The organism is Agreia sp. Leaf283 (assembly GCF_001422485.1).
GTDB lineage: Bacteria > Actinomycetota > Actinomycetes > Actinomycetales > Microbacteriaceae > Agreia.
The window spans coordinates 679,345-706,344 of the sequence record NZ_LMNF01000002.1; the positions used below are offsets into that span (position 1 = coordinate 679,345).

Here is a 27,000-nt window from a genome sequence, read left to right on the forward strand (position 1 = left end):
GTCATCAGCGCGGGTTGTCTCGCATGAACGCGACTATCTGATCGGCTTTGTCTACCAGACCTTTTCTAGCGGCATCGAAAGTGACTTCCATAAAATCGTCCGCTCGGAAATATCGAACGTAGAAGTCGTCGTCACCTGCCTGCCAGTAACGATCGCTGCGAAGCCGAGCTTCTTGAACGAACAGGGGCATGGCTTGTGGTCCGAGGCTTTCGAACTGAGCGAAGGTTGGGTCCATCAGAAGCTCGTGTTCGACTGAAACAACGATCATATGGCCGGCATAGCGCTGAAAGGGTGAGCCGCCACTGAATCCATTAATCTCGAGATTTACGCTGCGCCGTAGCAGGAATGACCTGCCAAAAGCTCTACCTTGCTCACCAGTCGCTTCGCTGCCTGTCGTCAGGTTGGTCGCAAACATCGAGACCGGGCGAGCCTCCAGCTCATAGCCGAGACGAGCGCCCACTTCGACGAGCAACGCTGAGGCCTCTACGCACTGCGGACCTCTGTAGCTTGCAGAAACCACTGCAGTGGCACGTTCAATCAGATCGTGATTTTTCAGCATGGTCCTATCCAAGCGCACCGCGTTTTCGGTGTGTGGAGAGCCGGTCATCTCAACAACAATCGTTATTCGTAAAGTTATATACAAATGCAGCCGCGGACATGCTCGATGCCATAGGAAAAATTCTCGGCGACTACTATCGCTGGCGCACTGACCGTTTGCCCCTTCAGGACGGGGCTGCCGTTCAATCAGAATCAGTGCACAATTTAGAGGTCGCGGGTTCGAGTCCCGTCAGCTCCACATTTCGAGGGGCTCTAGCTCAGTTGGCTGGAGCGCTGGACTGGTTCACTAGGCGAGCCCTCGCCGCCTTCGGCGTCTGAAGTAACTCAGCCCAAGTACATTGCGGAGTTCGGGCTCATTGAGATGCCGGTCGGCATAGGCCTCGGCCAGCCGCCTCGACAGCTTTGTAGGAAGCGTGAACTCGACGATGTGTTGCAGCCTGCGAATAGGTGCGACTGGCGTCCTTGGATCAATACCCTTGCTTCTTGATGACTGCAAGCCACAGCGAACCCTAGGATGACAACATCTGCAAAGGGCGAACGGGGATTTGATGATCACCATGTCAGCGGTCCGTGCTGATTTCACGAAGCAGGGGTGGTCTAGGCAGAAGGGAACACTCGATGATGTGCGCCGCGCGGCATCCCTGGATGGGCTTCGAGGCGCGATTTCTCGCTCCGGTTCCAACGAACGTGTACTCGTACCCCACGACGAATCCCGGGCGCCGAAGCATTCTTTGAGCGCGAAGTACGGCTTAAGAGAGCAGCCGCTGCATTCCGACGGGGCCCATCTGCGATTGCCACCTGATGTCGTGGTGTTGCACTCTGCGCAGCCAACCTCGACGTCGACCGTGGTGTGGGCACCCAGCTATGAGGCCTCGAACTCCCTCCCCGTAGCTGCGCGGCACGGCGTGTTCACGGTGCGAGGCAATGGGGACAGTTTTCTTGCCTCCATGAGGGATCGAGACGGACTTCGTTTCGACCCCGTCGTCATGAGTCCCGGAGATGCTTTCGCTCGCGAGACCGTCGAGTACTTGATCCAAGCGAGGCCTCGAGCATACGTCCACGAATGGGATGAGCCCGACCTGCTCCTCTTTATAGACAATAGAAAAGCTCTCCACGCACGCAATGAAGCGCTCGACCCAATCACTCGGAGCCTTTCGCGACTCAGCTATCGATGGGGAGATGCCTCATGAATCAAACTTTGCCCTGGGATGCCGATGCACTCTGGATCAAATCCCGAATGTTCATCCATCGAGGTATGGACCCGGATCGCGAGTTCGAAGAACAGGCGTTCTGGGCGGTCGCAGCACTGGAGCTCCTGGGTAAAGCGGCACTGGTACGCATTTCCCCCACCCTCATCGCGAATCCAGAAGACGACGGCAAGAGCATTCTTATGGCCAGTGGAGCCGTTGAGTACACAGGTATATTCGGCAGCGTGCAGGCCAAGGCGATCTGGTCCCGCTGCGCGCGAGCCTTCCGTACATTTAACGCTGAAGAGGCGAAAAAGATCGCTGCTGGCCGGAATGAATATATCCACTCGTCGGGGGTCGGTTTCGATGCTGTTCCGCCGGCCCAGTGGTGGCCAAAGTACTGGGCACAGGCCTCGATCCTGCTCGCGCACCTCGACGAAGACATCGAAGAGTTTGTCGGCCCTCGAGCCGGAGAAGTAGAAGAATATCTCGCTGCCAACCAGGAGCACCTCAAACGCCGACTCGAGACGTTACTCGAACGAGCCAAGTCTTTGCTGTCACGCCATCAAGCGGGCGCTCTGACTTCTCGACTCGAGGCAGAGTGGACGCTTTTTACGCTGCCAACGTACCGGTACACCGAGGCCAGGGACTGCCCTGCATGTAAGTCGGTGGGTCAAGTCGGAGGCGACGAGGTCATGGAGTCCAACGTGGAACATCTGGGGCCGTCGAACCCCTACACAAATGACCCGTTCTATGACGAGGTGTCGGTGACCCTCGATATTGCGCCCGAGAACTTCGCCTGTCCGACCTGTCACCTGATTCTGGATGAGCCTGAGATGCTCGACGAGGCAGGACTGAACGACCTCTTCGAGGCGGAAGGCGACCCGGAGGACTACTACGACGGCCCTGAATACGAGAACGAGTAGTCGCGTGCTGGTTCAGACCCGTTCGTAAACGATTGTTCCCAGGCGCGCCTAGCCGCCGTGCCCGTGCCTGCGTGGGGCATAACTGCAATAAATGACCATTGCTCAGTAGGTACGGGCCGCGTTAAGCTCAGCCATCGGCTCCTGGGCGTCTGGTCGGTGGGGCGACACTCAGCAAACTCGCACTGATAGTGCAAAACCACAGTCAGGACGGGATTGATATTTCCACAAACATTAAGGAATCACTTCTAACTTCAGATGAGCGAGCTGAATACAACCGCGTCAACGCGATTTCCGGCGGTGGAGGTATTGCAGCTGCAGGCATCGGTCTTTTAACGCTGACCGCCGTACTCGGGGGAGGGGTATTTCTTCTAGCCGAATCGACGCACGCAGAATGGCCCGTCTTCACTGGAAACATCGTGACGCCGATTGGCGTCATCGTCACAGCCCTGGGTGTCATCGCAACATTCTTTACGACATCGAGACTGATCACTCAGAAGCGTGAGCAACGCGACAAGAAGGTTCGAATTTTTGCCCTGCGTATCAACTACGACTCTCGGGTGCGGCAAAAAGAGTCCGCGCTAAAGAATGATCGAGATGCCGGAAGCCTTCGGTCCCAGCAACGTGCTTGGTATGGGGATCATCAGGATCTCGATTGGCATGACCGAACGGCCGCCAAGTCGTATGGCATGAGCGCCGACGAATACATCAACAACGTCAAAGAGAACGACCGGGACTAAGTCCTGCCTGCAGGCTGTCGTCGAGATGACACCTCCCAGCTAGTGATGACTGATGGGCGTTTCTGGGGAAACGAACACGGGTGCACTGCCGATATTGGCAGGGCACCCCGTGTGATTGCGGCCTTGGTGGACTAGCTCAGGTTGAAGGTCATCCGACCTATCTCGTCACCCATTCGGCCGGCTACAAGCTCCACCGGCGTGGTGGTGTCATCGAGGGAGTAGGCGATCGCATTGGCGACGGTGCCGCCGGCCTTGATGTTCTCTGTCTGCGTTTCCAGGAACGCGTCATCGGGGAGTGAAGCAACGTCGAGGGTGTTCTCTCGGTTAGGGTCGGTGTCTTGGAACGCCTCGAACGAGAAGATGAATTCCATCGGAGAGATTTCCCGATCCGATGTCCCGAGGTTAGTGATGTCGTACCAAATCGCAAGCACAGGAACGTCACCGTACTCGTTGCCAACTTCTCCTACCGGGATTACACGGGAATCGGTGACCCTGATCGTCACATCCGATGTCGTAAGCACGCCGTCAACAAAGGAATCGCCAGCAGGCGCCTCTTCCTTGGGCACCTCAACCTCCACCTCAGTGCCGGTCGAGGGAGCCGCGTTCGGCGTGGTCGACGCACCACACCCCGTAAGAGTGAGCGCGATAACGAGGGCGAGTGGCGCGACGAGCGCGAGGAGATTCTTCATATGACTCATCTTGCCGCACGTGATGATCACTCATTTTCTCTGATTGTCACGTCTTCGGGGGGCAAATCGAGTTTCAGCCACATAAGACCGACCCATTGGGCCTATGCGTCCGTCACGACTTACCACCCGTATTCGACATGCCGCTTCCTGCTCACATATCCGAAGGCACATTCCATCAATCGAGAATTAGATTTCCGGCTCTCGTTATCCAGGGACCTAGAGGGTCCAGTTGTGGCGGCATAGCAGTCAATTGGAGGTGGGTCATGAGAGGGGCGCTTGGAGCTGTTGATAAGGAAGTAGCCGAGCCAATAGCTGTAGTCCCTGATTTGGGACTTTTGCGCTCAACTGGGCCGGAGCGGCCCTGAACAAGCCTGGTTAAGTCGTGACGGTGGTCTCAGGAGTGTCTGGAACAACTAGCCGAATTGCGGTCAAATGTCAGTCCAGCTGTCTAATGACGAATTCGTTGTTGGGCGAAAACACCTCGCCGCTCTCGTGGCGAAGCGCCCAATACTGTGCACGAACGGTCAATGCCGACACGGCGGGATTGTGCAGTAGGTAGCGACCGACCTCGCGGTACTCATGAAGCCGTCCCGGACTAACGGAATTAAATGAGACATGCGGCTTTTGATGCTCGTGCAGCAGGCCGAGGGCGAGCCAGTAGAGGCCGATTCCCGGGAATGCGACGGGTACGTCATCGACGCCGTCGATCGCGTCTGGAAGTATCAACGAATGGTCCACGTCGACACAGACAATTGCCATGCGGACTGCGTGCGCGGGGCTGCGCCCGAGGGCGCTTCGTAAGGCTTCAGTCGAGTCCAGTCCCGCCACGTCTACAGCGCGAGACACTTCCCGGTCATACTTTGGTGGCCGCCCCTTGGGCAAGTCGAGCGCGGTAACTATCTTTTCGTCTAATTCGATAGATGACCGTTCGTTCTCGTAAAAACGCTGAAGGAAACCGTCGTTCGTTTGTGTCTCCAATACGGTTTCGCCTGGGTGATCGGGGTCGAGGGCGTCTCTGAGGGTTTCCAGTTGCTCATCGGCGTTCTCGATCAGGGCTGCAGTAAGAGCAAATCGACGTCGAATCGATCGAGAAGTGGGAGTGTCGCGCCGGGCGTAGACATCGTGCTCGACTTCTGCCCAGGCGTGTTCGAGGACAGTCCGAATCTGTATCTCTACGACGTTCGGAGAGAGGGCTTTCGGAAGTATCCCGTTGCTTACTCCGTCTTGCCGTGTCGTTCCATAACCAAGGGGCGGTACTTCCGCAACGAACTGAATTGAGCGGTAGCCGAATTCGCGGTCATCGAGCTTGTCGGCCTTGTTGCTATAGGTCCCCTCTCGGATCATCAGCATGTCGCGAATAAGCTGCTCTACCCATTTGGCGTCATCGCGGAAGTAGGTGATTACCCTGACTCCAAGTACATCCTCGACGTCGCGAGATGGATCTTTTCGTACCTTCGCTTCGAACGATCCCCGACTTTTCACTCGAGCTTGAACGTCATGAAGATGGATTCGAGGGTCCTTCCCAATCCTGGCCTCGAGGTCCGATTTCAGCGTTTGCAACGCTGTCTCGTAGTGTCCTTCTTTTCTATGGCGGTCGTACTCCTCAAGCGCGCGAGACAAACGTTCTTCGTCACTCAGAGGAGTCCACATGCGCAAAAGCCTACTGGCCCAGAATTGCGCAAGGTGAGGGACATCGATCGGCGGATGAGTGATGTTGAAGCAAGCTCGGCACGTTACTAAGACGGTTGGCACCGACATCAAAACCAGTCCAAGGGTACGTGCCCAGACGCGAGCGTCTAGTGTCCAAGATCCGCGGGTTACGAGAGGACGACTCCACGGAACCTCGACGAGATTACGTGGTCGGATCTACGTAGATTCCTGGAACTTGGTTAATTGCGCGCCAAGTTTGAATGCGCGCTATCTCACGTTCCGCCACGCCAAGCGGTTGCGCATTCTTGGGTGACCACCAGTCGACTGCCTGTTCTGCATATACAGCCCGCATGATCGGACGGCTGGCTTTCATGCAAGTTGAGGCTTCGATGGGGTCCCATCCTTGAGCAATCAAAATTGCAAAGCCCATAGATGGGCCACGGTTAATCCCGGCCCAGTGCGAAAGCACAACGTGACCAACGTGGATTTGTTCCAGCGCGTATGTCGTACCGTCATCGAACCAGTCATCCGGCATCTGGAACCCGGCGTCTTCGACCCCGATGTACAAGTAATCGATCTGGGGTTTCGCTTCAGTTACCCAATCCAAATCGTCACGTTCAATGCGGCAATCAACGATGGCATCGACACCAGCACACCTAAGTTCGTCCAGCTGGCGCTTAGCTGTCTTTGGGTTCGTAGCGCTTAGTTCACCGCCTATCCACAACTGTTCCGTTATCTGTGAAGCGTTAGCTATCTTCAACGATTTCATGCGTTCCCTTTCCATTCGCCGCTGTGCGGCCCTACGAAGGAATACGGCTGACGAACGAAGCCGGGGACAAGAAAGTGAACAAAGTCACCCCGGGGCGCTACAGTGCCGGCTATGGGTGACGTGGGTGGCCGCAGGGTAGGAAGACATGGAACTGATCTGCCGACCTTCGACGCGGTCGAAAAGGTGATCGTCAAAAAAGTTCAAGGGCAGTGGGGTGGCTGGTCAGCCGCGGATGGGGAAGACCTTCAACAGCAAGTCATGGTGAAGTACTTCACGGCCTTTGGCCGTGACAGGTTGCCCGACGACAAAGACGGGAACCCGACTGTGCCGGCTGCTTGGCTAAACAGGGTTATCAAGACCACTGCAATCGACTTTCATCGGCAGCAAGAAGTTCGACCCGCTGATCCGTTCGACTTCCAGGGTTCTGACGCTTACGGACTGGAACAACTACTTCGTGATGTGAATCCGCCAGCCAGCTTGTCCAGTGTTTTGGCGAATCGACTGGACCTTCAGCATGACCTGATCCCAGCGTTGGCCGCGCTGGAAGCGGAATACCCAATGGACGCGAAGATGATCGTGTGGCGGTATGTCCAGGATCGCGATTTCGCCGAAATTGGGAAGATCTTGGGCAAGCGACCCGAAACAGCCAAACGGGCGGTCAATCGCGCGATACAACGACTTCGTGAAGTGATGTCGTCTAGTTCCGCGACTTCGTCGGGTGCGTGAATAAGGTCAGTTCAGACAGCGGAAGGACCAGACCTTGTATCTAGCGGGCGTGAAATAGGCTTCTTATCGTTCTTGATTCTTCTTAGTTCATTTAGCTGTTGTCTTGTTTGTTGTCTTTCTCGTTGACTTAGTGGTTGTCTTTTTTCGTTGTCTTCTGCGTGGCGCGGTGATGAACACCACGGTGTGGGCGTCCTGGCCATAGGCCGTGTTCCAGACGGCAGCACAATCAGTCGACGACGACCACGCATACACTGCACGGGTCACCACGCCTGAATGCTCTGCAGCGGAATGCGGCGTTGTCCTGGCGGTCGCCGTGTGTGTCCGCTGCGGTTAGTCGTTCGTGGTTGCACTTGACGAGCGCCGACTTCTACGGAGCATCTGCTGGACGCCCTCCTTGCCGACGCGATGCGGTTTCATACCGGTCTGACTTATGGCCTTCTTCTTCGCTAGATCTTCAGGAGCTTTTCCAAGGGCCGCGTTTGGGTTCGCAACCCATCGCAGCAATTCGAGCTTTTCGAGCTTGTAGACCGTGTGCGATCCGGGTCGTCCCTCCGTCCAGCTGATCAACTTCTTGCCGAGAAGTTGTTTCCGTACCGTATATATGCGGTTCCCTCTGAAGCCGATGGATTCTTCCACCGATTTTCGAGATCGAGTCGACTTGAGATTCTGGTGGCTCGCGAGCAGAAAGAGGAACGCTTTCTCATACACGTCGAGCCCCAGTGCCTCGCGTACAAGGCTGGGTAGGTAATTGAGGCTGTAGGGCGGGTTCTTTGCTTTCGCTCTCACCGAAGGACCAGCGGAAGTTACTGAATTCGTCTGCGCCAGATTGTTCGCGTTCACTTTGTGGCGTGCCCTGTCGAATGGCGTGTGACAAATTCTTGAATCGACGCTGTTGATACGTATTTGCGTGAGCCGATACGGACAAGTTGGAGTTCTCCATCCCGGATGAGGCGCCACACGGTGGTTCGGCTGATAGACAACAGATGTCCGGCTTCGTCTTGAGATACGAGGTAGGGGTCGCCGTAGCGTTCGCGACGGCTAGTTGAAGACGCATCTGTGCGCGGCGGGGGCGCGATGTTGGTCGGTTTGCGTGGGCGTTGTTGATTCATTTCTGGTGTCCTTTCGTTGGTTGTTCTTTAGAGGCCGAGGGCTTCTGCGACGGCCGCTGCGCCTGCACGGGCGGCTTCGTCGGTGAGTTGTCCGTATGTGTCGGCGGTGATTTGGATTGACGCGTGTCCGAGGTTTTGGCTGACCACCTTTATGGCTACGCCGTTCATCAAGGCAGCTGTGGCGTAGGTGTGGCGAAGGGTGTGGACCGTGACGCCGGTTAGGCCTGCGCGTTCAGCAGCTTCGCGAACGGTGCGTAAAACGTTCTGTGGTTCAACGGGGCCACCCGTAGCGGTAGTGAACACGAACCCTTTGTCGTGCCACAGATTGGCGGCGCGCAGCCTCTCTCGTGCTTGCGTCGCCACTTGGCGGTTCAGCAGCGCCACCATGGACGGTGATAGGGCGATGGTGCGCCGACTGGATTTGGTCTTGACGCCCGACACAACCAGTGCACGGCCGCGCCGGGTCAGCGATCCGTGCAACTTCGCCGTGCCGTTTTCAAGGTCGATATCAGTCCACCGCAGGGCCAGTGCTTCACCGCGACGAAGTCCAGTGCCCAGGATGACGCGCAAAACGACGTCGTAGCGGAAGCTTTCGGACACGTCGAGAAGTCGGCGCACTTCGGCGGTGGTGAGAAAGCGTGCTTCGGGACGCGTGACGCCTGGTTGACGGATGCGGTGGGCGGGGTTAGCTGCTAGGAGACAGTTCGTGACCGCGTCATCCAGGGCTTTGCGCAGCGTGGTGTAGGCGTTTCGTCGGGTGGAATCTGCTTTGCCGGCGGCTTTCATGGCCAGCAGCATCTTGTTGACGTCATTGGCATTCAGGTTGCCCAGCTGAACGTTCCCGATCGTCGGGATGATCCAGGTCCGTGCGTAGCCTTCGTGCATGATCTTGGTGGATTCGGCCCGATTGCTCAGGGGCAGGTAGGTCTGGGTCCACTCCCCCAGCCAGGCTTCCAAGGTTCTGGTGGCGTCCCGGACTGGGCCGCCTAGTTTGACCCTGGCCCGGGCTTCTTCCGCTTTGGCCTTGGCCTGTGCCTGTGTGGTGCCGTAGAAGAATCGTCGTTTGCCGTCCAGTGTGACGGTGACGGTGAATCAGTTGTCTGCGCGTTTGGTTAGCCGAGCTGCCATGGTGCCCTCCTTGAGAATCTTGCGGTCAAGGATGGATACGGCCCAGCAGTCAGATCGGGGACACGGTGGACGAAGATTTTGTAGTCACCGCAGTAGTCAGGACTGCAAACGGGTGACTACGTGCCGCAGGCCGTCGACAGCCAATAGACCCTTTGACCGGGTCTTTTGCTACTACGGATGCCCAGTTCGATGCGGCCGTGTTTGGGCTACTTCACCAGTGCGGGTACCTGACTCGAAGAACTAGTGCGACACGAAGTGGTTGAAGTCGAGATGTCTTTAGTCAGTTATTCATGACCCTTTATGCATGGGGCGTTGTCCCTCGACGTCCGGCACGGATCCTCGACATCTGTGTTGCTGACATGGATCGATGAGTCGACACGCATCCCTATTTAGGAGCAGTCGGCGAGTTACATGGGTTCGATGGAGTCAGCAACACCGAATCGCCGCGCGAAGTTTCGCAGCTGCGTTCGATGGCGCGGTTTTGTGAGCACCATATCGGCGGCCATCTGCGCTCGTAGTATGAGGGCGCTCTGCACCCCTAGCCAGGACTCCCTGCTTGCTGCCTGATCGAGCAAAACCAGACCCCATGGATTGGCTTCATCCTCGGCCACTTTTTCGACATACTGATCCGCAAGGCTGTTAGTCGCGTGATCCCAGCTACACAGAATGCGGTAGGTCAAGTAGAGCTGGTCGCCACCTCGAATCGACTCGAACCGACTTTTGAGCCATCGCCCTTCCGGGTCCACCGCCTTACCCCCAAAGCCCTCCAGGAATCGCGTCGTCTGCTCAAGCCCGGGTCCACCGTCGGCCAGTCCGTGCTTCACGATCTGATCCAAGGTCTTCTTTTTCTCTTGGGCAGATACGAAGGTAAAGTCGGGCGTCTTGTCGGGAAATAGAGCGAGCCACGACGCTGTAACTGTGGCCTCCATGGTCGAGCGCACGAGCGACATGGATTCGAAGGTCAGTCCAACACCATCAAGTACCCGGACAGCTCGAGCGAGATTCACGCTGTGGGCGACGTAGGCATTTAGCAGGGCGACGTTCACACCGTGACGCGCAACCGGAACGTTCCACTGACGGTGCTTGTCCCAGAGTTCGATCAGCCGGTCGAGTTCGCGCGCGTAGTCAATCGTGGAAGGCATGGCGCAAGTATGACCGGAATCCCAGCTCCATTCTTTTTTGAGACACCTCATCTGTATGCCGGCCCGACCAAAGCATGGTTGGTACGGGCGCGAGCGTGCCATAGGGTCCTGCTCCATGGCGCATACGTCGATGTTTGTTATACCGCCACTCATCGGAGCTCGGTCGCGCTTCAGGAAAGACAGATCCTGGCTCGCGTTTGATGGTGACCCCTGATTGAGATCGATCAGAAAAGGCGGTTCGCCTAGCTGCCCAGTAATCAAGTCGAGGTGCTTTCGGCAGATTTGATTTCGGTGACTAGTTTTGAACAGATAGAGAACACGGAAACCCGCGGGTCGCGTGGGTCGATGCCGACCGGTTCACCAAACGATAGATTCCGGATGCACTCCGCTTGTCGGAGAATTCCGACAGCTTTGTACTAAGCATGAACTCAGCGCTGAGCGTGTTGCAGTTAGGGCACCCCTGGGGGCAAATAAGTCGGGCGGGGTAAACGGGCATCGCGGCAATGACACGGCGTCAGCTCATCGCTGGCGACGAGAACGCCCGGTGACCGACCGGCGATCAGGCACTTCGAGCAAGGTGGCCTCGATCGATATCCCACTAACTTATGGTCGCTGATCGTGCCTGCTCCAGCGAAGTTCGTCGAGGGCCAAATCTCGAGGGCAATGCGGCTCGTGCATGCACGCATGCATGCCGCAGTCGCGTCGCCAGGGTTCAAGCCCCTCCAAACTGCGTGAGATCGGGGTGTCGCGCTGCGATCACTCCCCGAAGGCCCTCGCGAATCAGTCAAACAGCTGAGCTAGCCGGTCATGGTGCTCGAACCGACCAAGCGGCTACGCTTCACCGCTCACGAGCGGCTCGTGGAACTCCAACGAACGCAAGTCGACGGAGTACGAATTGGGATCAACGCCAAGTTCAGACCTCGCCGACGCATAGAATTCATCGCGCGCTTCGAAGCACTTGTCGCGGATGGCCATAAAAACGTCGGGACTGACTTTGACCTCTCCTTTGGCGATTCGAGCGAACTCCCAGGCGAAACCGTGCCAACGACGTCCGAGCTGCCGTGTTTGTTCGGACACGAGTAGAAGCACGATCTCAAACTTCTCCCCGCGGTCGCTCTCAGCTTCGTCGATTAGAGGTGACCCCTCTTTCACGGACCTCGGCGAAACGGACGTCCCCAACCCTCTCGATTTGGAAACGTCCCAGGAAAGCGTCAGGAGCTTCTTCGTCGCTCCCGCATATTCTGCAATCGCCTCCATTCGGCGTACATCCCAGCGAACGTCATATTCACGCTTCCAGCGGGCTCGCTCGGAACTGCGGGTTGAATAGAAAGTTAGGAGAAAGGTCGCGATGACAGTCGCGAGCGTGATCCCTCCTTGAATGAGCATGTCCATGGTTGCCATCGTGCCTTGTTTCTAGGTGTCCTGCAGAAGGCTATCGACTGGGGTCGATATAACCCCCCTGCTGGACAGTCCAACGGCAGGAAAGCGCAGCGCCCGCAAGTGGTGCCAGTCGGGGCGTGGAGCGTAGCCTCTACGGCAGAGCCATGCCTGTCGCTTGCACCGTCGCAAGAAATTTAGTGGCGGGGGCGCTCTTCGGTGGTGGACTAACAGTTGGTTCGCCGATCATTGCCTTCGACCGTCGGTGAGTCGTAGGCGGGTGTTCTACTCGCCGTCGGAGCCCTCGGGTTCTTCGGTACGGGTGAAGTCATGTTCGTGTATAAGGTCTACCAGCGAATCGCCGGTCGACGCGCGCTTCCCGCGCATCGCGACGACAATCGGGGTTAGGCCCCGGGCCTTCAACCGTGCGTAAGCAGATCGGCGATTGGGACGTGGGCCGCGGGGAGCAAGAGGGGTCCTCTTTTGCACCCGCTGCGCTTGCGATAGCTTCGACCTGTGACCACCAGCAGCTACACCAGCGCCGATATGTCCGCCCGACTGTGGGACGCCTCCAGGCGAGAGGCTCGATTCATCGTTGAAAACCACACCTCCGTTGATGAGCACATCGCTCTGAGGGTCGCTCTGTCGTTCGGGCTTGCGACTGAGTATCTGGTCATGTCCGCTCTGGCCTCGCTCGACGTTGCGCTGCTCGCGGACGATAAGAATGCATATTCAAAGATCGCCTTATCGAAAGCCGGGGAGGGGAGTCCGATCGCGGTTGCAAAACTCCGCACTGTCGTGTGGGGCGTCGCCGTGAAACTTCTCAATGAGCACGAGCCTTACCTCCGCGTGCCTGACATTGAGAGTGTTATGAATGTTCGCAATGCGGCTGCGCACGTGGCGATGGTGTCAAGAGAAGGAACCGAGGATGCTCTCACCAAGATGCTAACTATTGTGCAGGCGTTACACCGATACCTGAGCGCGTTCGAGGAGGATGATTACTGGGGTCCAGACTGCGTACCGGTGGTCCACAACCTACGGGACGAGCATGCAAACAAAATGCGCGCAACTTACGACGTCCAGATTCTGGCCGCTAGGGCCCGGCTGCGCGTGCTCGACAGCGGTATTTCGCAGGGCGAACGGGATCATGTCTACGCAACTTTGGAGGAGCGGACGGCTGCCGAGGCGAAGGCTTTGAACCCGGACCTTCAGGCTGCCCATTTTCATGCGTGCCCTGCTTGTACGCGGGAGGGCATCACAATCTGGAATCGTTACGTCCACGACGACTTCGAGAACCAAGAGACCTACGAGTCTGCAATGGGGAACGACGCGCCAGACGTGACGGCGAGCGTCTCCTTCGACGCCGTGGCCTTTCTGTGCCTAGTGTGCGGTTTGAAGCTCTCGGAAGATGGAGTAGCAGTCCTCCTCGAGGGAGAGACCCACTACATTGCACCAGAGCGCCACGTCCTCACCGACGATGAGAGAAGCAGCTATCTCGAGGCCTCTGATAGTTGGTGAAGATGTTGCAGGTCGGCCCTGGTTGTGCCCGCGTGCAGGACATTGGCCTCATCATCAGTGGTTCTGAAGCCTGCAACGGTTGGCATGAGGGCATGCGTCACATAATGGATCCGTTGAACGTCATCGGGCACGCGCTTCTTCATCGACGCTACGCGCATGTCGCCCCTCGGCTGACCCAGGATGCTCCGATCGTCGGAGGCTCGACTTCAGATCGGCCGTTGATCAGTACATGGCGAATACCGCCCATTATGTCTATCTGTGCCTTATCCGGGAGCTTGCTCTGTAGATAACTCAGGTCTTAGATCGGTTGCCGTGTCCGCGCCGACGAAGCCAAATCGACCGATGCTCGCACGCAGATGCGCGCGGGCGGCGCTGGCGTCGAGCGCCCCCGTCGTCACTGCTTGCCAGAGCTTGAAAAGATCTCGTGTGTCAATGATGAGGCCGTGGTCGTCCTCGGCGAACGTCGCGATCTCGTCGGGCCTGTCGGGAATTAGGAGAGGCCGCTGAGCGGGATCCATTTCACGAAAGGAGTTGACCACTAGCCAAATGGCGTCGGCGTCCCGCCCGGTCGTTCTGGCGAAAGTCTTAGCTGCTTTATTTACCTGCTGGAGGTCATTGGATTTCCCGGCCTTGGTGTACCCCTTGACCTCGACGATTGCGACCCACTTACCGTCGGAAACTCGCAGATCTTCCTTTTTGTAGCCCTGATTCTCGGGAAGCGCGTCGGCGTCGACCACCTCAAATTCCAGTGCCCTGAGTGCCGTGGCCACCGCCATTTCGAGGGACTCACCCGTGGCTTTCAGCAGCTGTCTGTGGTCATTGCCGGCAAGTGCGGCGTTTTCGAGCGCGTGGGTGAAAATGAGTCGCTGAGATTTGATCTTTGCAAGTCGCTGGGCTTCGCTGGCATCAAACGCCGCTAACGCTGTCCTGGCCTCCAACTCTTCGGCCGACGCCCACTCATCGACGGTCTCCCATTCGGCAGACACTGGGAAAGCATCGGGGGTAACAACCCGCCACCGTGCGAAGACCCACAGCAGCCAGTCCGGGAGGTGTGAACGAGCTTGATCGGGTAACCACAGGACAGAGTCATAGCCTTCAAGCACGGCCGAGATCTCGTCCCGTTCAAAGATCGCCGCGAGAGCCTGCGGGTCATTTAGCCGTTCCAGCAGCAGAGGCTGAGCCTGCCTGATGGGGTAGACGTCTAAGGGCATCCCCGAGTACGTTGCCCCCTTCGGCGGAAGACAGCTCGAACTCACTAATGAGCTGATCCCTTCAGCTCTGGTGAATTTAGATAGATCAAAACGTTGTGCAGGACTGAACTGTGTACTCGAACGCGTGAACTGTTTGCCCCCTTCGCGGCTTCCTTTAGTGCGCCCGTACACCATCGCCTCATGTTCCTTCGAGATCGGGAGTCGCGCAAAGGTGATGCGTCGGGGAAACTCCAGATAGTCATAAAATTCACTTTCAGTCGTGATTAATGCGTCGTACTCCTCGGGGTGTGCGTTGGCCACGCTGTCTGTTTCCACGAGGCTCCCGCACAGTGGGCGAATAGCTTCGATCTCGGCTGGGGATAGGCCGTTGACGATGACACGGGGTCGAGCAGCAACAGCAAATAGTTCACTCACACGCCAACCTTGGCAGTTGTACCGATCGATTGGTGTTTAAAAGACGACGGCCATACCTTCCTGGTCCAAGGTCGGACTGATGGCAAGTTGGCCCAGATAGTGGGATGGTCTATTTATGCCGAAGGATGACGACCAGCTCGACTATTTAGTCGAGGAGTACAACCGTCTTGCGGACGACCACGATTCCCACGCAGCCATTACCCGGTCGAGTTTCTGGCCGGAGTGTTAGAGCACGACCCGGGTATGTACGAACGCCGACTACTCATGGCCGAGGCCAGGCGCATGGGAATCCAGATCCTGCCGCTCGACGTCAATGCCTCAACCGACGAGTATTTGGTGGAACTCACGGACGACGGCGTGAAGGCAATCCGCTACTCCCTCACCGACGTGCGCGGCATCACTCAGCCAGAGAAAGACCGCATTCTCACCGGCCAGCCGTACGAGAACATCCTGGACTTCTGGATGCGCGCCACCCCCTCCAGACGTCTCCTCGTCGATCTCGCCACCGTGGGCGCACTCGACACCCTGGCCGACTCGCGCTCCGGTCGTAGTGACATTATCGCTTACGTCCGGCAGCTCAGCAGCCGTCGCAAGCCCAAGGCCGCCGAGCACGAGAACCAGCTCGAGCTCTACATTTGGAGACGACATCCCGGCCGGCCACGAGGAACCGTCAATCGAAGAACGCATCGGGGCGGAACTCAACATCCTGTCGACCGAGATCAATCAACACCTCATCGAAAGCTACCGGCCACTCCTCGACTCGCTCGGCGTCACTCCCGCAGCTGACCTCGTGAGCCTGCCCAGTAAAACCGAGATGATCGTTGCGGGGGTCCGTGTGGCGACGCAGACTCCCCCGATGCGATCAGGCAAACGCGTCGTGTTCGTCAGCCTTGACGACGGCACTGGCTGTTCCGACTCCACATTCTTCGACGAAGCACAGGAACGATCAGGGCCACTGCTATTCGGCACCAAGCTCATGATCATCCGCGGCCTCACCCGACGAACCGGCGCGCGAGGCGTCAGTCTGCAAGCAGATGAAGCCTTCGACCTGCCACAGGCATGGTCAACATTCCAAGACGAAAGACGTTCTCGGATGGGCAAAGCGCTAAACGGTGATGACTGGTGAGAGCTGTTTCCGCCTGAAAGGCGAAATTCTGAGAAAGGTGTTCCCTACGCAGCCCAGCAGATGTAGGAAGAAATGTTTTGTCGTGGTCGAACTAAGCCGCAGTTATGTGGCGGCATCACAGTTCCTGGCTGAGTCTCTCCATATCGAACCGAGGACCGACCACCGATTTCGTTTCGAGGCCGCGATCGAGTGGCGGCATAGCAGTCGCCTTTCGGATTCAGACGTAGTCAATTAGGTAGTCCCACGCCGTGCTTAACGAATGCGCAGAGCCAGGGCGACAGCATAGAAATAGGGCCCGACCAGCCCTTTTGGGCGTTCCAATGGAACGATGTCTGGACCTTGACCAGTAGGGGACATGCCCACCCAGCACATGACTGTATTACCGATAACCCTGTTAGGGGCCAGACGATATTCACCACCGCAGACGCGCTCGCAGCTGGTGACCCCGAGACAATCCCCACTGCAGCGATACTTCGCTATTTCGAGCGTGCCAGCCTTAGCCTGCCGGAACTTCGCGGCCAGGTTCGCGGACCGCGTTCGCCAGTTCATCCACGGTCGAAGGTTCTAGCGGAACTGTTAGACGATTCGTGCGTGCAGCAGGTAGTTGAAACGGACTTGCTCGACCCCGCGGGCAATTTCTGGAAGTCGAGCAGCTCAAACCGGAATTGAGAGAAACTATTGACGTCCTTGCAAGCGACGAACGGGCAATTGGCTCGTACGAACTCGGTAGAGCAGCCTTCTAGTACCGACCGCATTGCCGCTTGGCGCCGACGCAGCATCGAGGAATTGCAGACTCAGGCCCACAAATTATTGAGATTTTCTACCGCGCGGACTCAACCGACACCACATGACGTTTCGTAAGGCAATTAAGCGGTTACGACGCCTCGATCAGCACCGACGCGACTATGAGCAGCCCGCGACTAACCTTTCAGGCGAATGGCGGAGTAATGCGAATCGTTGACAGTCACGTTTATCCCACTCACAGATGGGGCGACAAAGCGTTCCTGTAGTTGGACGATTTTGTCTTCGTCCTCACCGGCTTCGACCTGCTCGACTAGTGGAAGCATCGTCTGATCGAACCCCGGCGAGCTCTTGAACGTGAGCTCGAGCCAGACTGATTCGTCAGGGTCCAATTGCCGCGCAACCGCGGAATATGCACCGAGGTCAAATAGCCGACCCTCCTCCTCGAGCTCACGGACAAAGACCAGCGGCCGCTCTGACGGGCCAGCGGACTGCGCGTCTACAAGCTCCATGCCGCCGGCGCATGCTGCCCCTGTACTCATTTCGGCAAGGGAGACGTCGTTACCAGACACGTCCGCATTACTGCAGACGGTGTTGACGCCGAGGTAGCTCACGTGGAGATTTTCAGCTGAACCCGGGCCTTCATTCCTGAGCACCCAGATGAGTGTCCATTGCCCCGGCTCGTCGTATCGATACGTGACCGATGGGTCCAATGTCGCATGATCGGCCAATTCCTGCTGGTCCCGCTGGTAGTTGACCCCCAAGTATGTAGCGAAAAATGTCCCTGCAATCGCGACGATCGACACAATTCCGGCGACACCCGCCCACCAACCTCGGTTGAGGATACCCGCCTTGCCTTTTCCCTTTAGAACAGTGGGCGCAAGATAGACAAGCTTGCCCGAGCGAGCGTTTGGCGTCTTCGCACGGACGTTCTCCTTCTTCTTTTTCTTGGACACCACTCATTTGTAACAGCGAAAAGATCCACGGCGATGGCTCTTCGCAAACCGACACGGCTAAGTTGTAGAGCCAGTTCCCCCTTTACTAGTCCCGCTACGCGCGAATGGTTGAGTCGCGGCCACCGGCAATGTCCGTAATCGTAAGTGTCACCCAAGCGTCTGGAACTTATCGCGATCCCGCTTCAGGCGTCACGGGCCGCGGCACCTTCAACGTGTTGGAGAGTTGCCACCGCAAACGGTAGGAAAGTCTCGTTGCGCAGGAGCACTGGCCAGTCCCTCCAGTTGCCCTCATAATTGATCGATGTGAACTCCGCGGCCGCAGGCGTTCGGCCTGGTCCGACGTAGGGAGAGTCGTGATGCACGAACTGGTGGAGCGTCGCGTCGATGGAGTATCGGACTCCACCGCAGTCATCCCGGAGTTCAAGCCACGCATGGCCGCTTGCCTGACCCGGCCGGCTTGCTTGAACATACGTCCACTCGCCGAGTCCGCGGTGAAGCAGCAATTCCGCAATGCCAATGGAAGTCCACTCGCAGCTTCCAGCAGGCCATACTTCCTTGAAGCCGCGATACGGCTCATGATTCATCGCCCGAATACTTTGTATCGCCTCGCCAACGACTTTGTCGATCGATTCGAGGTCCATATCGCAGATCCTAGAGCAGCGCGTGGCACGCAATCGTAGCCACGAACCTGGAAGTCATGGATGCCGGTCGATGGGTGAAGAATACTCCGCGTATCAATCAAAATGGCTGCGACGGTTTCAACTGATGGTTGCCTCCGGCGCACCTGAAAGACGGTAGTCGGCAGCAACTAGAATTCAAGGCCCGTCCCTCGCCACTACAGTCGACTTGTGCTATTCACATGGGGCAGAGACCGTCACAAAACCGTCGCGCCTATCCTCTCCCGTCTTGAAGAAATGGCTCAAGAACTTAAGTCAGTTCAAGAGGAAGAGCACCAACGGCGTAAAGGCCAACTAGTCATCGCTCTGGTGATCCTCGTAGTTAGTGTCGCGACCAGCTTCATCATTTTCAACCATTCCGGAACGGCTCCAGCGATCGCGGAGCCTGGGGTGATCGCGATCGCTGAGACCGGCTCCGGCAGCGTTCCGATAGACATAACCGCGCGCTTCGATGGTCAATCACATGGTTCCACTAAAGCAGTCCTTGCAATCACGTCCGGAGGGAGCCCAGGGTCTCGTGCAGAAGTCATCGTCATCGTGTGTGGCGACCTTCAGAACGGTCTATCGATCAGTGATCGAAACAGTGGACCTTTACCGCTGAAGCCACTCCCAGGATCGCCTGGGGATTTTGATAGCCAATTGGGCGATCACGCACGTTGCTCGTTCGTAACTGTTTCGCCATTCGCGTTTCAGGTCGTGTTGATTTTCAACTCCCCCCAAGCGCTGGCCTCCATCGCGGACGAACGAATACTCTATGCACTGCCTGGAATCACTACGCTCCTCCCGCACACCCCGTTGGGCAAACTAGATGCACGACCCTGGCCAACAGGAACGACTGTGAACGTGCGACTGACACGTGCACCGCAAGATTTCAGTCTCGACGCAGCTATTCCATCGATTCAAGAAGGTGGTCTTCTGTCGTGGGACTATGTCGCCGGAGCAAAGGGATCCCCGTTGGAGTATCGCATCTCGGGCGTCTTGCTGGACAGGCAGGACGAAGCTCAAAATCGCACCTTTGTCGCGGGCGTCATAGCGGGTGTCGCTGGAGCCGCATTGATTTGGGCTGTTGACTTGAGTGCCGCGATCTTCCTACCACGTCGGAAATCGAGGCGCTCGTCGAGCACTGCGTAGCTATGTGATGAACTCGACGTATTTGCAGTCATTCACCGACTCGGAACTGACCTCCTTGGACCGTGCAGCCGACGATCAGGGACCGACCTCGATGTCGGCGAAGGGGTCACGTCGCCACATTGCGGTGAGGATTGAGCTCTCTGACGCTGGAATTCGCTGTGGAATATGAACAGCGGCGATGAGCGTCGTCGCGAGCCGCGCACACCCCTCCTCCACTTGCATTGTGATATCCGTCTTAACTGTTGCTGAAAGCGCAGCGTCGATTCGCTTGCCGACGTCGGTTTTATCGCTCGAGCCCAGATGACCCTGATAGTCCTTGAATCGCTCGTTGAAGGCTTGCCAGCGGACTGGAGCGAGTACGCCTGCTTTGTCGCGGAGGATGTCTTCACCGAACATGAACTCCATTGAGGCTGCCCGGCCGTTTACATTCTCCATCCCGCATCCGGACGGGCCGAGCGTAGGATAACTGCCCGCGTACGGTACCTCCGGCAGGCAAATGGCAGTGACTCGTATAGGCAAGTCAAGTTTTAGAAGCTGCGCCTTGGCCTCGCGACCAGCGATGTCGTTGTCTAGTACTGCGACGATACGGTTCATAACGCCCGCGGCGGCCATGCCCTTGGTCAGTGAGACGACTCGATCGGTTCCGCCGGGCGGCTTGAAGTCAAAATCCAGAAATGTAAAGAGGTTGGCGACGTCCGGCGCGGAAATCTCCAGCGAACGCTGCAGACGCCGTGCGTCACTTGCACCCTCAGTCACAACGATTACCGGCCCATCCGCCGCCATGACAGCGGCCATCCTTGATCGGGCCTCACCGTGCGGGTTCTCTGCGCCAGTCATCCAACCGCCCAACACAAGGTCCGTGAGGTCGAGTTTGACTTGAGTAGAGTCACGTGTGCGACTCAAAGAGAGCGCCAACGCAAACCTGGGATCATCAAAAGCTTCTCTCAACTCCCCCCATTTCTCGAAAAGAAAATGCTCCCTTGGGTGCGTTTGCCAATCCGGGGGAATGCCCGCTCCTGCAGCCCTGCCGAAGCGCGTCGTTAGCGCCGCCGTGATCGCCGAGCTGTTCGGGTATAAAGCCGATCTGTCTTCCCAGGACGCCAGACCGTGCCGTTCCTCCCGTTGATCTTCGAAGAACGCGGTGCTTAGTCGGCAAATCCATTCCGACGAAAAACCCTGGAGCTGCAGGCGTCGCCGCAGTGCGCCCGCGGTAGTCGAATAGCCCATTACATTTGAGAACCAATTTGCTGGAGAGTCGTCTACATCGGTGGCTCGGCTCTCGACGTCCTCGAGTACTTGCAACTTTGTCGAATCCACGTAGTAATCGTCGTCGCCGAAGAGCAACATCAGCTCATCAGGGACGAAGCTCTTTCCCCAGACTGGGGCATCCTGCCCACCGATCTCGACGTTCCACCATGACCCCATCCGCCGACCATAGCGAAGAGGTCGACGGTTGGCGACGTACGACGGGGACGGCAACCAATCCGCAATGGGTTCGAAACGTTTCATGGCGATGACAAGCACAGGCAGACCAAAACTGCTTCACTCAAACTTGGGAAGGCGTTCGGATCTCTCAGGAGACGCTGACAGGTTCCTATATTGGGTTACGGCAGCCTCAGAAGGGTGTGCCGGGCGGGTAGTTTCCCCAGGGCTCATCCATTGGGCCGGTGAAATATGAACCTCCTCGCTGCGCAGCGAAGTCCCAGGTCGCGCTATCCAAATGGTCCGGTGCCGCACCAACTCGATAGGAGGCTCGATCTTTGCCCGGCACATTGTGTGGGTATTGGTCTCGCCGAATTACGACCCCGTGCCCGCGAACCTCTACCCCACCCCCAGTGATCATCCAACCGTCTGCGACCATCTCCATCACAGGCGTATTTGTTAGCCACCCTTCTGGATCTGCTGACCGGCTGATCACCGCTTCCTGCACAGCCGTGCGCAGATTACTAAAGAAAGCTTCTGGCGACAGTGGGCCAGATCGTTTTGCCTCCCCGCGGCTGATCATCGTGGTGCGAATATCCGTAAAGATTTGGATTGGGTCGTCGTCCTCCTCCCATGCAATGGCCGCGTCTTCCATGCCGATTAAAGCGAGACGCAGCGTGGGGATGTCGTCCGTGCTCCCGCTATGCTCCTCAATCGTCGCGTACTCAAGCGCGATTCGAGGCGCTTCCAAGCCCACCCCTGCGGGCACGGTAATTCGTCCGTTCTCTCTTGTCCATGAATGGATATCAAGCGCGTTAATCCTGCTTGCGGCGTCCATAATCTCTATAACTGTCTGTCGATCGACCGTCTCGGTGAGGGACGCGAAGTTGTTAGCCCGCGCTTGCGCCTCGGCGTTCGCTCGAGCTCTAAGCTGATCATCCAAGTCAAGAAGGCGTGCTTCTAGGCGGGCTGTACGCTCAGTTAGCTGTGCGTTCTCCTCTCGAACGGATTGGCTCTCTGCTCGGGCGGCTGCGGCCTCGGCGCGAATGGGAACAGTCACTCTCTCCACCGCTCGTTCCGCCGTAAAGACCAGCGCCCGTTCAAAGAGGACAAGCCCGGCCGCGAGGAGAAGCGAGGTTCCGATGTTCACCGCCACGCCCGATGCATACGCTTTATCCGTGGCGCCTCTCACAAGGAGGCCGTGAGCGAATACATATCCGAAACCAATAACCACTATGCCGGAGGCGGTTAGAACACCGGCTAGCCACCAGCGAACCCTGGGCCGCGGCCGATCTCGAGTTTCAGTTTCCGACATGTTGCCGAGCGTACTGATTACAGAGGAGTGTTGAACGATTATTCGATGTGAGAGGGAACTCGTGTGAGTCCGCGCGGGCACTTCAAGAAATGCCGTTGGCAGCGATGCGCAACGAGCTTTAGAACTTGATGTAGACATTGCCGTAGTCAACCGGAAACAACGAAGGCCTGATCTTGCGATCAGGCCTTCGTTTATTTGGTTGCGGGGACAGGATTTGAACCTGCGACCTCTGGGTTATGAGCCCAGCGAGCTACCGAACTGCTCCACCCCGCGCTACCTGTTAAGACTAACACAGGGTTCGGGGGGTTCAGACCACGGTGCCGGCTGTTACTGTCCCTGAGCGGCCAGAGCCCGGTCGAGAGCGGCCTGCAGCTTGGCGTCGGCCTCGCCGTAGGCAGTCCAGTCGCCGGCCTTCATCGCGGCGTCGCGGTCTGCGAGGGCGGCCTTCGCATCGAGCAGCGCCTGCGTGAGACCACCGGTGTCGGTGGACGGCGTATCGGTGGACGGTGTGCCGGCATCCGGTGTGGTGCCCGCCGAGTTGTCGGGTGTCGCCGTGTTGCCGTCGTCGCCGACGGGAACGGACTCGTCGCCCGCGACGGCACCGGAGTCGCCGCCGAACAGCTCGTCGAGCGCCGCGTCGAGCGTGTCCTCGAAGGCGATCTTGTCTCCGAACGCCACCAGGATCTTCTGCAGCAGCGGGTAGCTCGTGCCACCCGTCGACTGCACGTAGACGGGCTGCACGTAGAGAAGTCCACCACCGACCGGGAGGGTCAGCAGGTTTCCGCTCTTGACCTCGGTCTCACCCTGCCGCAGCAGGTTGAGCGCCTGAGACACCGTCGGGTCGGTCGTGAAGTTGTTCTGCACCTGTCCGGGGCCCGGCACGGTGTCGTCCTTCGGCAGCGTCAGCAGCCTCAGCTTGCCGTAGTCGTCGGAGACCTTGCCGTCTTCGGAGCCCGCGTTCGAGTCGACCGCCAAGTAGCCGTTCAACACGTTTCGACTGCCCTCACCCGTGTTCACCGGAATGAACGTGGAGTAGAGCGAGTACGACGGGGCCTCCTGGCCCGGCATCTGCAGGGTCAGGTAGTACGGCGGCTGAAGCGTGGGACTCGCGGACGGCGCCGTCGGGTCGTTCGGCGTTGTCCAGGCATCTTGCTTGGAGTAGAACGATCCCGCGTCGGTGACGTGGTACTCGCCGAGGATGGCGCGCTGCACCTTGAAGAGATCGGCCGGGTAGCGCACGTGGCTCAGCAGGTCGCCGCTCATGTCGCTCATGGGCTTGAGGGTCGACGGGAAGATCTTCTGCCAGGTCTTGAGCAGCGGGTCTGTCTCGTCCCACGCGTAGAGCGTGACCTTGCCGTCGTAGGCGTCGACAGTGGCCTTCACCGAGTTGCGGATGTAGTTGATGTCGTCGACCGCGAAGGCGGGCCGCGGCGTGTAGGTGTCGGCGATCACGTCGGAGAGGCTCTCGGTGCGCGAGTACGGGTAGTTCGCGCTCGTCGTGTAGCCGTCGACGATCCAGACGACCTTGCCGTCGACGACCGAGGCGTAGGGGTCGGAGTCGATGGTGAGGTACGGAGCGACCTTCGACACGCGCTGCGCGGGGTCGCGGTCGTAGAGGATCTGCGACTGATCGGTGACACCGTCTGAGAGGAAGATCTGCTCGGACTGGAACTTGAGCGCGTAGACGAGGCGGTTGAAGACGTTGTCGAGCTTCGGTCCTCCGTCGCCCGCGAACGTCGTGTAGGTCTGCTGCTCGCCCTCTTCACCCGACGGGTAGTCGAGCTCGTTCTTGGGCCCGCCCTCGGGGCCGCCCACGATCGAGTAGTCGGGGCTCGACTCTCCGAAGTAGACGCGCGGCTCGTAGTCGCCGAGGTCACCCGTCGAGGGGATGCCCGACTCGAGGAACACGGGCTGCCCGTCGACAGAGCGCTGGTTGCCGAACGCGGCGACCAGACCGTAGCCGTGGGTGTAGACGATGTGCTGGTTGTACCAGGTGTTCGAGGTGCCCAGGCCGTCGAGGTTCAGGTCGCGCACCGTCGTGACCGCGTCTTGCACGGTGCCGTCGATGTTGTAGCGGTCGACGTCGAGGTACTGCGGGAACTGGTAGTACTGGCGGAACTGCTCGAGCTGCTTGTAGGTGTCGGAGATGAGAGCCGGGTCGATGATGCGGATGTTCGCGGTCGTGACCGCGTCCTGCCTCAGTGCGCCCGCGGTGGCGTCGGTCGTGGCGTCGTACTCGGTCTCCTCGACGTCGGACACGCCGTAGGCGTCACGCGTCGAGTCGATGTTGCGTTGGATGTACTCGGACTCGAGCGAACGCTCCGACGGGTCGACCTGGAAGCGCTGCACGACCCACGGATACAGCGATCCGAGGATGAGGCTCGACACGATGAGCAGCACCGTGCCGATGATCGGCAGGCGCCAGCGGCCGATCACGGCCGCGACGATGAAGAGCAGCGCGACGATGCCCGCGATACCCGCGAGGATCGACAGGCCGGGAATGGTTCCGTTGACGTCGGCGTAGGTGGCACCGGTGATGAGCTTGCCCGTGCCGTTGGTGACCGTGGAGTACTGGTCGAGCCAGATGCTGGCCGCCTGCACCGCGAGATAGAGGGCGGCGAGAATGGCGATCTGGATGCGGGCCGTCTTCGAGATGCGCACCTCGCGACCCGCGACGCGGATGGCGCCGTACAGGTAGCTGGTGGCGAGCGCGGCGATGCCGGCGACGAGGATGACGGCCGACGCGAAGCCGACGACGCCGCGGAAGAACGGCAGGTCGTAGAGGAAGAACGAGATGTCTAGCCCGAACTGCGGGTCGGTCTCGCCCGTGGGAGTGCGGTTCAGGTACATCAGGGTGAGCTGCCAACGCGAGGCCGTGGCGACACCGGCGAAGATGCCCAGCACGACGGGGATGCCGATGGATGCGAGACGACGCAGGGGCTCGACGACCTGCTGGTAGCGGTCGAGCTGCGAGTTGAGCTTCGCGTAGACCGGTCGCCAGCGGAAGGCGATCTCGATCGACGCCCAGACAGGGATGGCCATGGCGAGGAAGCCGACGAAGAACATCACCCCGCCTGCGGCCCACTGGGTGGTGAGCACGTCGACGAAGCCGACCTGGTCGTACCAGAGGATTTCGGTGTAGAGATTGGAGAAAGCGAAGAACGCGATTGCGAGAGCAACGACGATGGCGATGGTGATCGCCAAGGGTGCGCGGGATCTTCTGATGGGCTTCTCGGCGGTTTGGGAAGTCACGTGTGGGGGCCTCTTTACAGCGGTGCGGTGTCCGTCCATCCTAGACAAGGCAGGCTGAGAACTCCCCCGTCGAGCGTTGCGCCTCGGGAGAACACGGCCGCTCGTGCGGCCCCGATGCGGCTAGCCCGCTGCGGTGGTCGTGTCGCAGCTCGGCAGGGCATCCATGCCGTCGCCGCTCGAGATCGCCGAAAGCGTAGCCAGCGAATCGTCGAGCGTCGCCACGGCGAAGACCCGGATGCCGTCGGGCACGTGACCCGTGACCTCATCGCAGTTCGATGCGGGCGCCAAGAAGTAGTCGGCACCGGCGTCGCGCGCGCCGAACAGCTTCTGGCGGATTCCGCCGATGGGCCCGACCGTGCCGTCGGCCGAGATGGTGCCCGTGCCGGCCACCTTCTCGCCGCCGTTGAGTTCGCCGTCGCTGAGCTTGTCGATGATGCCGAGCGCGAACATCATGCCGGCGCTGGGCCCGCCCACGTTGTCGAGCTGGATCTTCACGTCGAACGGGAACTCGAAGCTGGCCTGCACGCCGATTCCCAGCACCGAGGTGTCACCGCTGGTGATCGGGGTGATGGATGCCTCGACCGGCGCTCCGTCGCGCGTCACGTCGACGACGGCCGGCTTGCCGGTGCCGTTCTCCGCGACGGCCGCCCGGAGCTCGTCGATCGAGTCGACGGCCTGGCCGTTGACGCTCGTCACGACGTCGCCCGCCTCGAGCTCGCCTTCGGCGGGAGAGTCCTTCGACACGCTTCCGACGCTGACGCTGGTCGTGAAGTCGTAGCCGAGGCTGCTGAGGGCCGCGGCGATCGCCTCCTGCTGGCTGTCGACCATCAGGGCGGCGTTCTGCTCGTCGCGCTCTTCGGTGGTGACGTCGGGCGGATACACGGACTCGAGCGGCACGACCGCTTTGCTGCTGTCGAAGTAGGCCTGCACGACCTCGGCCCACGACGGGGTCTGCTCGGGCGAGCCGACCACCGAGACGGTCAGCATGTCGAGGGTTCCCGCGGTCGGGTAGGTCGTCTCGCCGTCGATGGAGATGAGCGGGGTCTCGGAGCCATCGACCTCCTGCGAGCCCAGGGTGTCGAACACGGGCCCGGGCTGCTCGATGACGTAGGGAGTGGGAAGGAAACTCATGACGAGGCCCAGGACCAGCGCCACGACGAGCACGGTCCACCCCGTCGTGCGGCGGCGGGCAGTGCGGCGCTCCGCCGCGATCTCCTCGGGAGAGCGCAGCACGAACGG

General features: G+C 58.9%; 23 protein-coding genes and 1 tRNA gene. 7 read left to right on the forward strand and 17 right to left on the reverse strand.

The genetic code is table 11. The annotated features are described in order from the left end of the window. Window positions 1-4: 4 nt before the first annotated feature. Complete coding sequence (locus ASF51_RS19100; RefSeq protein WP_157412119.1) at window positions 5-559, reverse strand: hypothetical protein; 555 nt, start codon at window positions 557-559, stop codon at window positions 5-7. A gap of 1,185 nt (window positions 560-1,744) precedes the next feature. Between ASF51_RS19100 and ASF51_RS12080 the strand changes: the two genes are divergently transcribed. Further along, window positions 1,745-2,671: a hypothetical protein gene (locus ASF51_RS12080; protein WP_157412120.1), complete on the forward strand. Its 927-nt coding sequence runs from the start codon at window positions 1,745-1,747 to the stop codon at window positions 2,669-2,671. Between the two features lie 188 nt (window positions 2,672-2,859). Then, window positions 2,860-3,408 (forward strand): hypothetical protein, encoded by a 549-nt coding sequence (locus ASF51_RS19105; protein WP_157412121.1) that lies wholly within the window; start codon window positions 2,860-2,862, stop codon window positions 3,406-3,408. A 131-nt stretch (window positions 3,409-3,539) separates the two neighbouring features. Here the strand turns inward: ASF51_RS19105 and ASF51_RS12090 are convergent, their stop codons facing one another. The 3 genes from ASF51_RS12090 to ASF51_RS19110 all read right to left on the reverse strand — a co-directional run bounded on the left by ASF51_RS12090 (window position 3,540) and on the right by ASF51_RS19110 (window position 6,516). Next, complete coding sequence (locus tag ASF51_RS12090) at window positions 3,540-4,097, reverse strand: DUF5067 domain-containing protein (RefSeq protein ID WP_082479950.1); 558 nt, start codon at window positions 4,095-4,097, stop codon at window positions 3,540-3,542. A 435-nt stretch (window positions 4,098-4,532) separates the two neighbouring features. Continuing rightward, window positions 4,533-5,747: a hypothetical protein gene (locus ASF51_RS18750; protein ID WP_162236953.1), complete on the reverse strand. Its 1,215-nt coding sequence runs from the start codon at window positions 5,745-5,747 to the stop codon at window positions 4,533-4,535. 202 nt (window positions 5,748-5,949) lie between these two features. Then, window positions 5,950-6,516, reverse strand: a complete 567-nt coding sequence (locus tag ASF51_RS19110; protein WP_157412122.1) for a dual specificity protein phosphatase — start codon at window positions 6,514-6,516, stop codon at window positions 5,950-5,952. A gap of 111 nt (window positions 6,517-6,627) precedes the next feature. On the opposite strand from ASF51_RS19110, the gene ASF51_RS12105 reads away from it, so the two are divergent. Further along, window positions 6,628-7,242 carry an RNA polymerase sigma factor gene (locus tag ASF51_RS12105; RefSeq protein ID WP_157412123.1) on the forward strand — a complete coding sequence of 205 codons (615 nt, stop codon included), beginning with the start codon at window positions 6,628-6,630 and terminating at the stop codon, window positions 7,240-7,242. A 330-nt stretch (window positions 7,243-7,572) separates the two neighbouring features. Here the strand turns inward: ASF51_RS12105 and ASF51_RS19590 are convergent, their stop codons facing one another. The 5 genes from ASF51_RS19590 to ASF51_RS12120 all read right to left on the reverse strand — a co-directional run bounded on the left by ASF51_RS19590 (window position 7,573) and on the right by ASF51_RS12120 (window position 12,013). Next, complete coding sequence (locus tag ASF51_RS19590; protein ID WP_157412124.1) at window positions 7,573-8,082, reverse strand: hypothetical protein; 510 nt, start codon at window positions 8,080-8,082, stop codon at window positions 7,573-7,575. Further along, a complete protein-coding gene (locus tag ASF51_RS18755) occupies window positions 8,079-8,351 on the reverse strand; it encodes a helix-turn-helix domain-containing protein (RefSeq protein ID WP_082479774.1) in 273 nt (90 codons plus the stop codon). Before ASF51_RS18755 ends, ASF51_RS19590 begins: the two co-directional genes overlap by 4 nt. A gap of 27 nt (window positions 8,352-8,378) precedes the next feature. Then, window positions 8,379-9,308, reverse strand: coding sequence for a site-specific integrase (locus ASF51_RS12110; RefSeq protein ID WP_055929811.1), 930 nt, complete (start codon window positions 9,306-9,308; stop codon window positions 8,379-8,381). 578 nt (window positions 9,309-9,886) lie between these two features. Further along, a complete protein-coding gene (locus ASF51_RS12115; RefSeq protein ID WP_055929815.1) occupies window positions 9,887-10,621 on the reverse strand; it encodes a DUF5677 domain-containing protein in 735 nt (244 codons plus the stop codon). Window positions 10,622-11,452: 831 nt separating this feature from the next. After that, entirely contained in the window at window positions 11,453-12,013 is a 561-nt protein-coding gene (locus tag ASF51_RS12120; RefSeq protein WP_157412125.1) for a hypothetical protein, read from the reverse strand. 501 nt (window positions 12,014-12,514) lie between these two features. Here ASF51_RS12120 and ASF51_RS12125 point away from each other — a divergent pair. Next, window positions 12,515-13,516, forward strand: a complete 1,002-nt coding sequence (locus ASF51_RS12125; protein WP_055929821.1) for a hypothetical protein — start codon at window positions 12,515-12,517, stop codon at window positions 13,514-13,516. 263 nt (window positions 13,517-13,779) lie between these two features. On the opposite strand, the gene ASF51_RS12130 is transcribed toward ASF51_RS12125, so the two are convergent. Next, window positions 13,780-15,141: a hypothetical protein gene (locus tag ASF51_RS12130; RefSeq protein WP_157412126.1), complete on the reverse strand. Its 1,362-nt coding sequence runs from the start codon at window positions 15,139-15,141 to the stop codon at window positions 13,780-13,782. A gap of 282 nt (window positions 15,142-15,423) precedes the next feature. Here ASF51_RS12130 and ASF51_RS12135 point away from each other — a divergent pair, with 282 nt between their 5' ends. Further along, the gene (locus tag ASF51_RS12135; protein ID WP_162236954.1) at window positions 15,424-15,927 is read left to right on the forward strand and encodes a hypothetical protein; all 504 of its coding nucleotides are present in this window, start codon (window positions 15,424-15,426) and stop codon (window positions 15,925-15,927) included. 70 nt (window positions 15,928-15,997) lie between these two features. Further along, window positions 15,998-16,267: a hypothetical protein gene (locus ASF51_RS19120; RefSeq protein WP_157412127.1), complete on the forward strand. Its 270-nt coding sequence runs from the start codon at window positions 15,998-16,000 to the stop codon at window positions 16,265-16,267. Window positions 16,268-17,187: 920 nt separating this feature from the next. On the opposite strand, the gene ASF51_RS12140 is transcribed toward ASF51_RS19120, so the two are convergent. Both ASF51_RS12140 and ASF51_RS19125 read right to left on the reverse strand, forming a co-directional pair. Further along, window positions 17,188-17,964, reverse strand: a complete 777-nt coding sequence (locus tag ASF51_RS12140; protein WP_157412128.1) for a hypothetical protein — start codon at window positions 17,962-17,964, stop codon at window positions 17,188-17,190. Between the two features lie 182 nt (window positions 17,965-18,146). Continuing rightward, the gene (locus ASF51_RS19125; protein WP_157412129.1) at window positions 18,147-18,605 is read right to left on the reverse strand and encodes a hypothetical protein; all 459 of its coding nucleotides are present in this window, start codon (window positions 18,603-18,605) and stop codon (window positions 18,147-18,149) included. Between the two features lie 207 nt (window positions 18,606-18,812). On the opposite strand from ASF51_RS19125, the gene ASF51_RS19130 reads away from it, so the two are divergent. Next, entirely contained in the window at window positions 18,813-19,772 is a 960-nt protein-coding gene (locus ASF51_RS19130) for a hypothetical protein (RefSeq protein WP_157412130.1), read from the forward strand. 75 nt (window positions 19,773-19,847) lie between these two features. Here the strand turns inward: ASF51_RS19130 and ASF51_RS12145 are convergent, their stop codons facing one another. The 5 genes from ASF51_RS12145 to ASF51_RS12160 form a co-directional block, all read right to left on the reverse strand. Then, complete coding sequence (locus ASF51_RS12145; protein ID WP_157412131.1) at window positions 19,848-21,296, reverse strand: hypothetical protein; 1,449 nt, start codon at window positions 21,294-21,296, stop codon at window positions 19,848-19,850. Between the two features lie 91 nt (window positions 21,297-21,387). Next, a complete protein-coding gene (locus ASF51_RS19135) occupies window positions 21,388-22,350 on the reverse strand; it encodes a hypothetical protein (RefSeq protein ID WP_157412132.1) in 963 nt (320 codons plus the stop codon). 355 nt (window positions 22,351-22,705) lie between these two features. Next, window positions 22,706-22,782 (reverse strand) — tRNA-Met (locus ASF51_RS12150). Window positions 22,783-22,836: 54 nt separating this feature from the next. Beyond that, window positions 22,837-25,800, reverse strand: a complete 2,964-nt coding sequence (locus ASF51_RS12155) for a UPF0182 family protein (RefSeq protein ID WP_200926125.1) — start codon at window positions 25,798-25,800, stop codon at window positions 22,837-22,839. Between the two features lie 81 nt (window positions 25,801-25,881). Further along, window positions 25,882-26,994, reverse strand: a complete 1,113-nt coding sequence (locus tag ASF51_RS12160) for a PDZ domain-containing protein (RefSeq protein WP_055930843.1) — start codon at window positions 26,992-26,994, stop codon at window positions 25,882-25,884. Window positions 26,995-27,000: the final 6 nt, after the last annotated feature.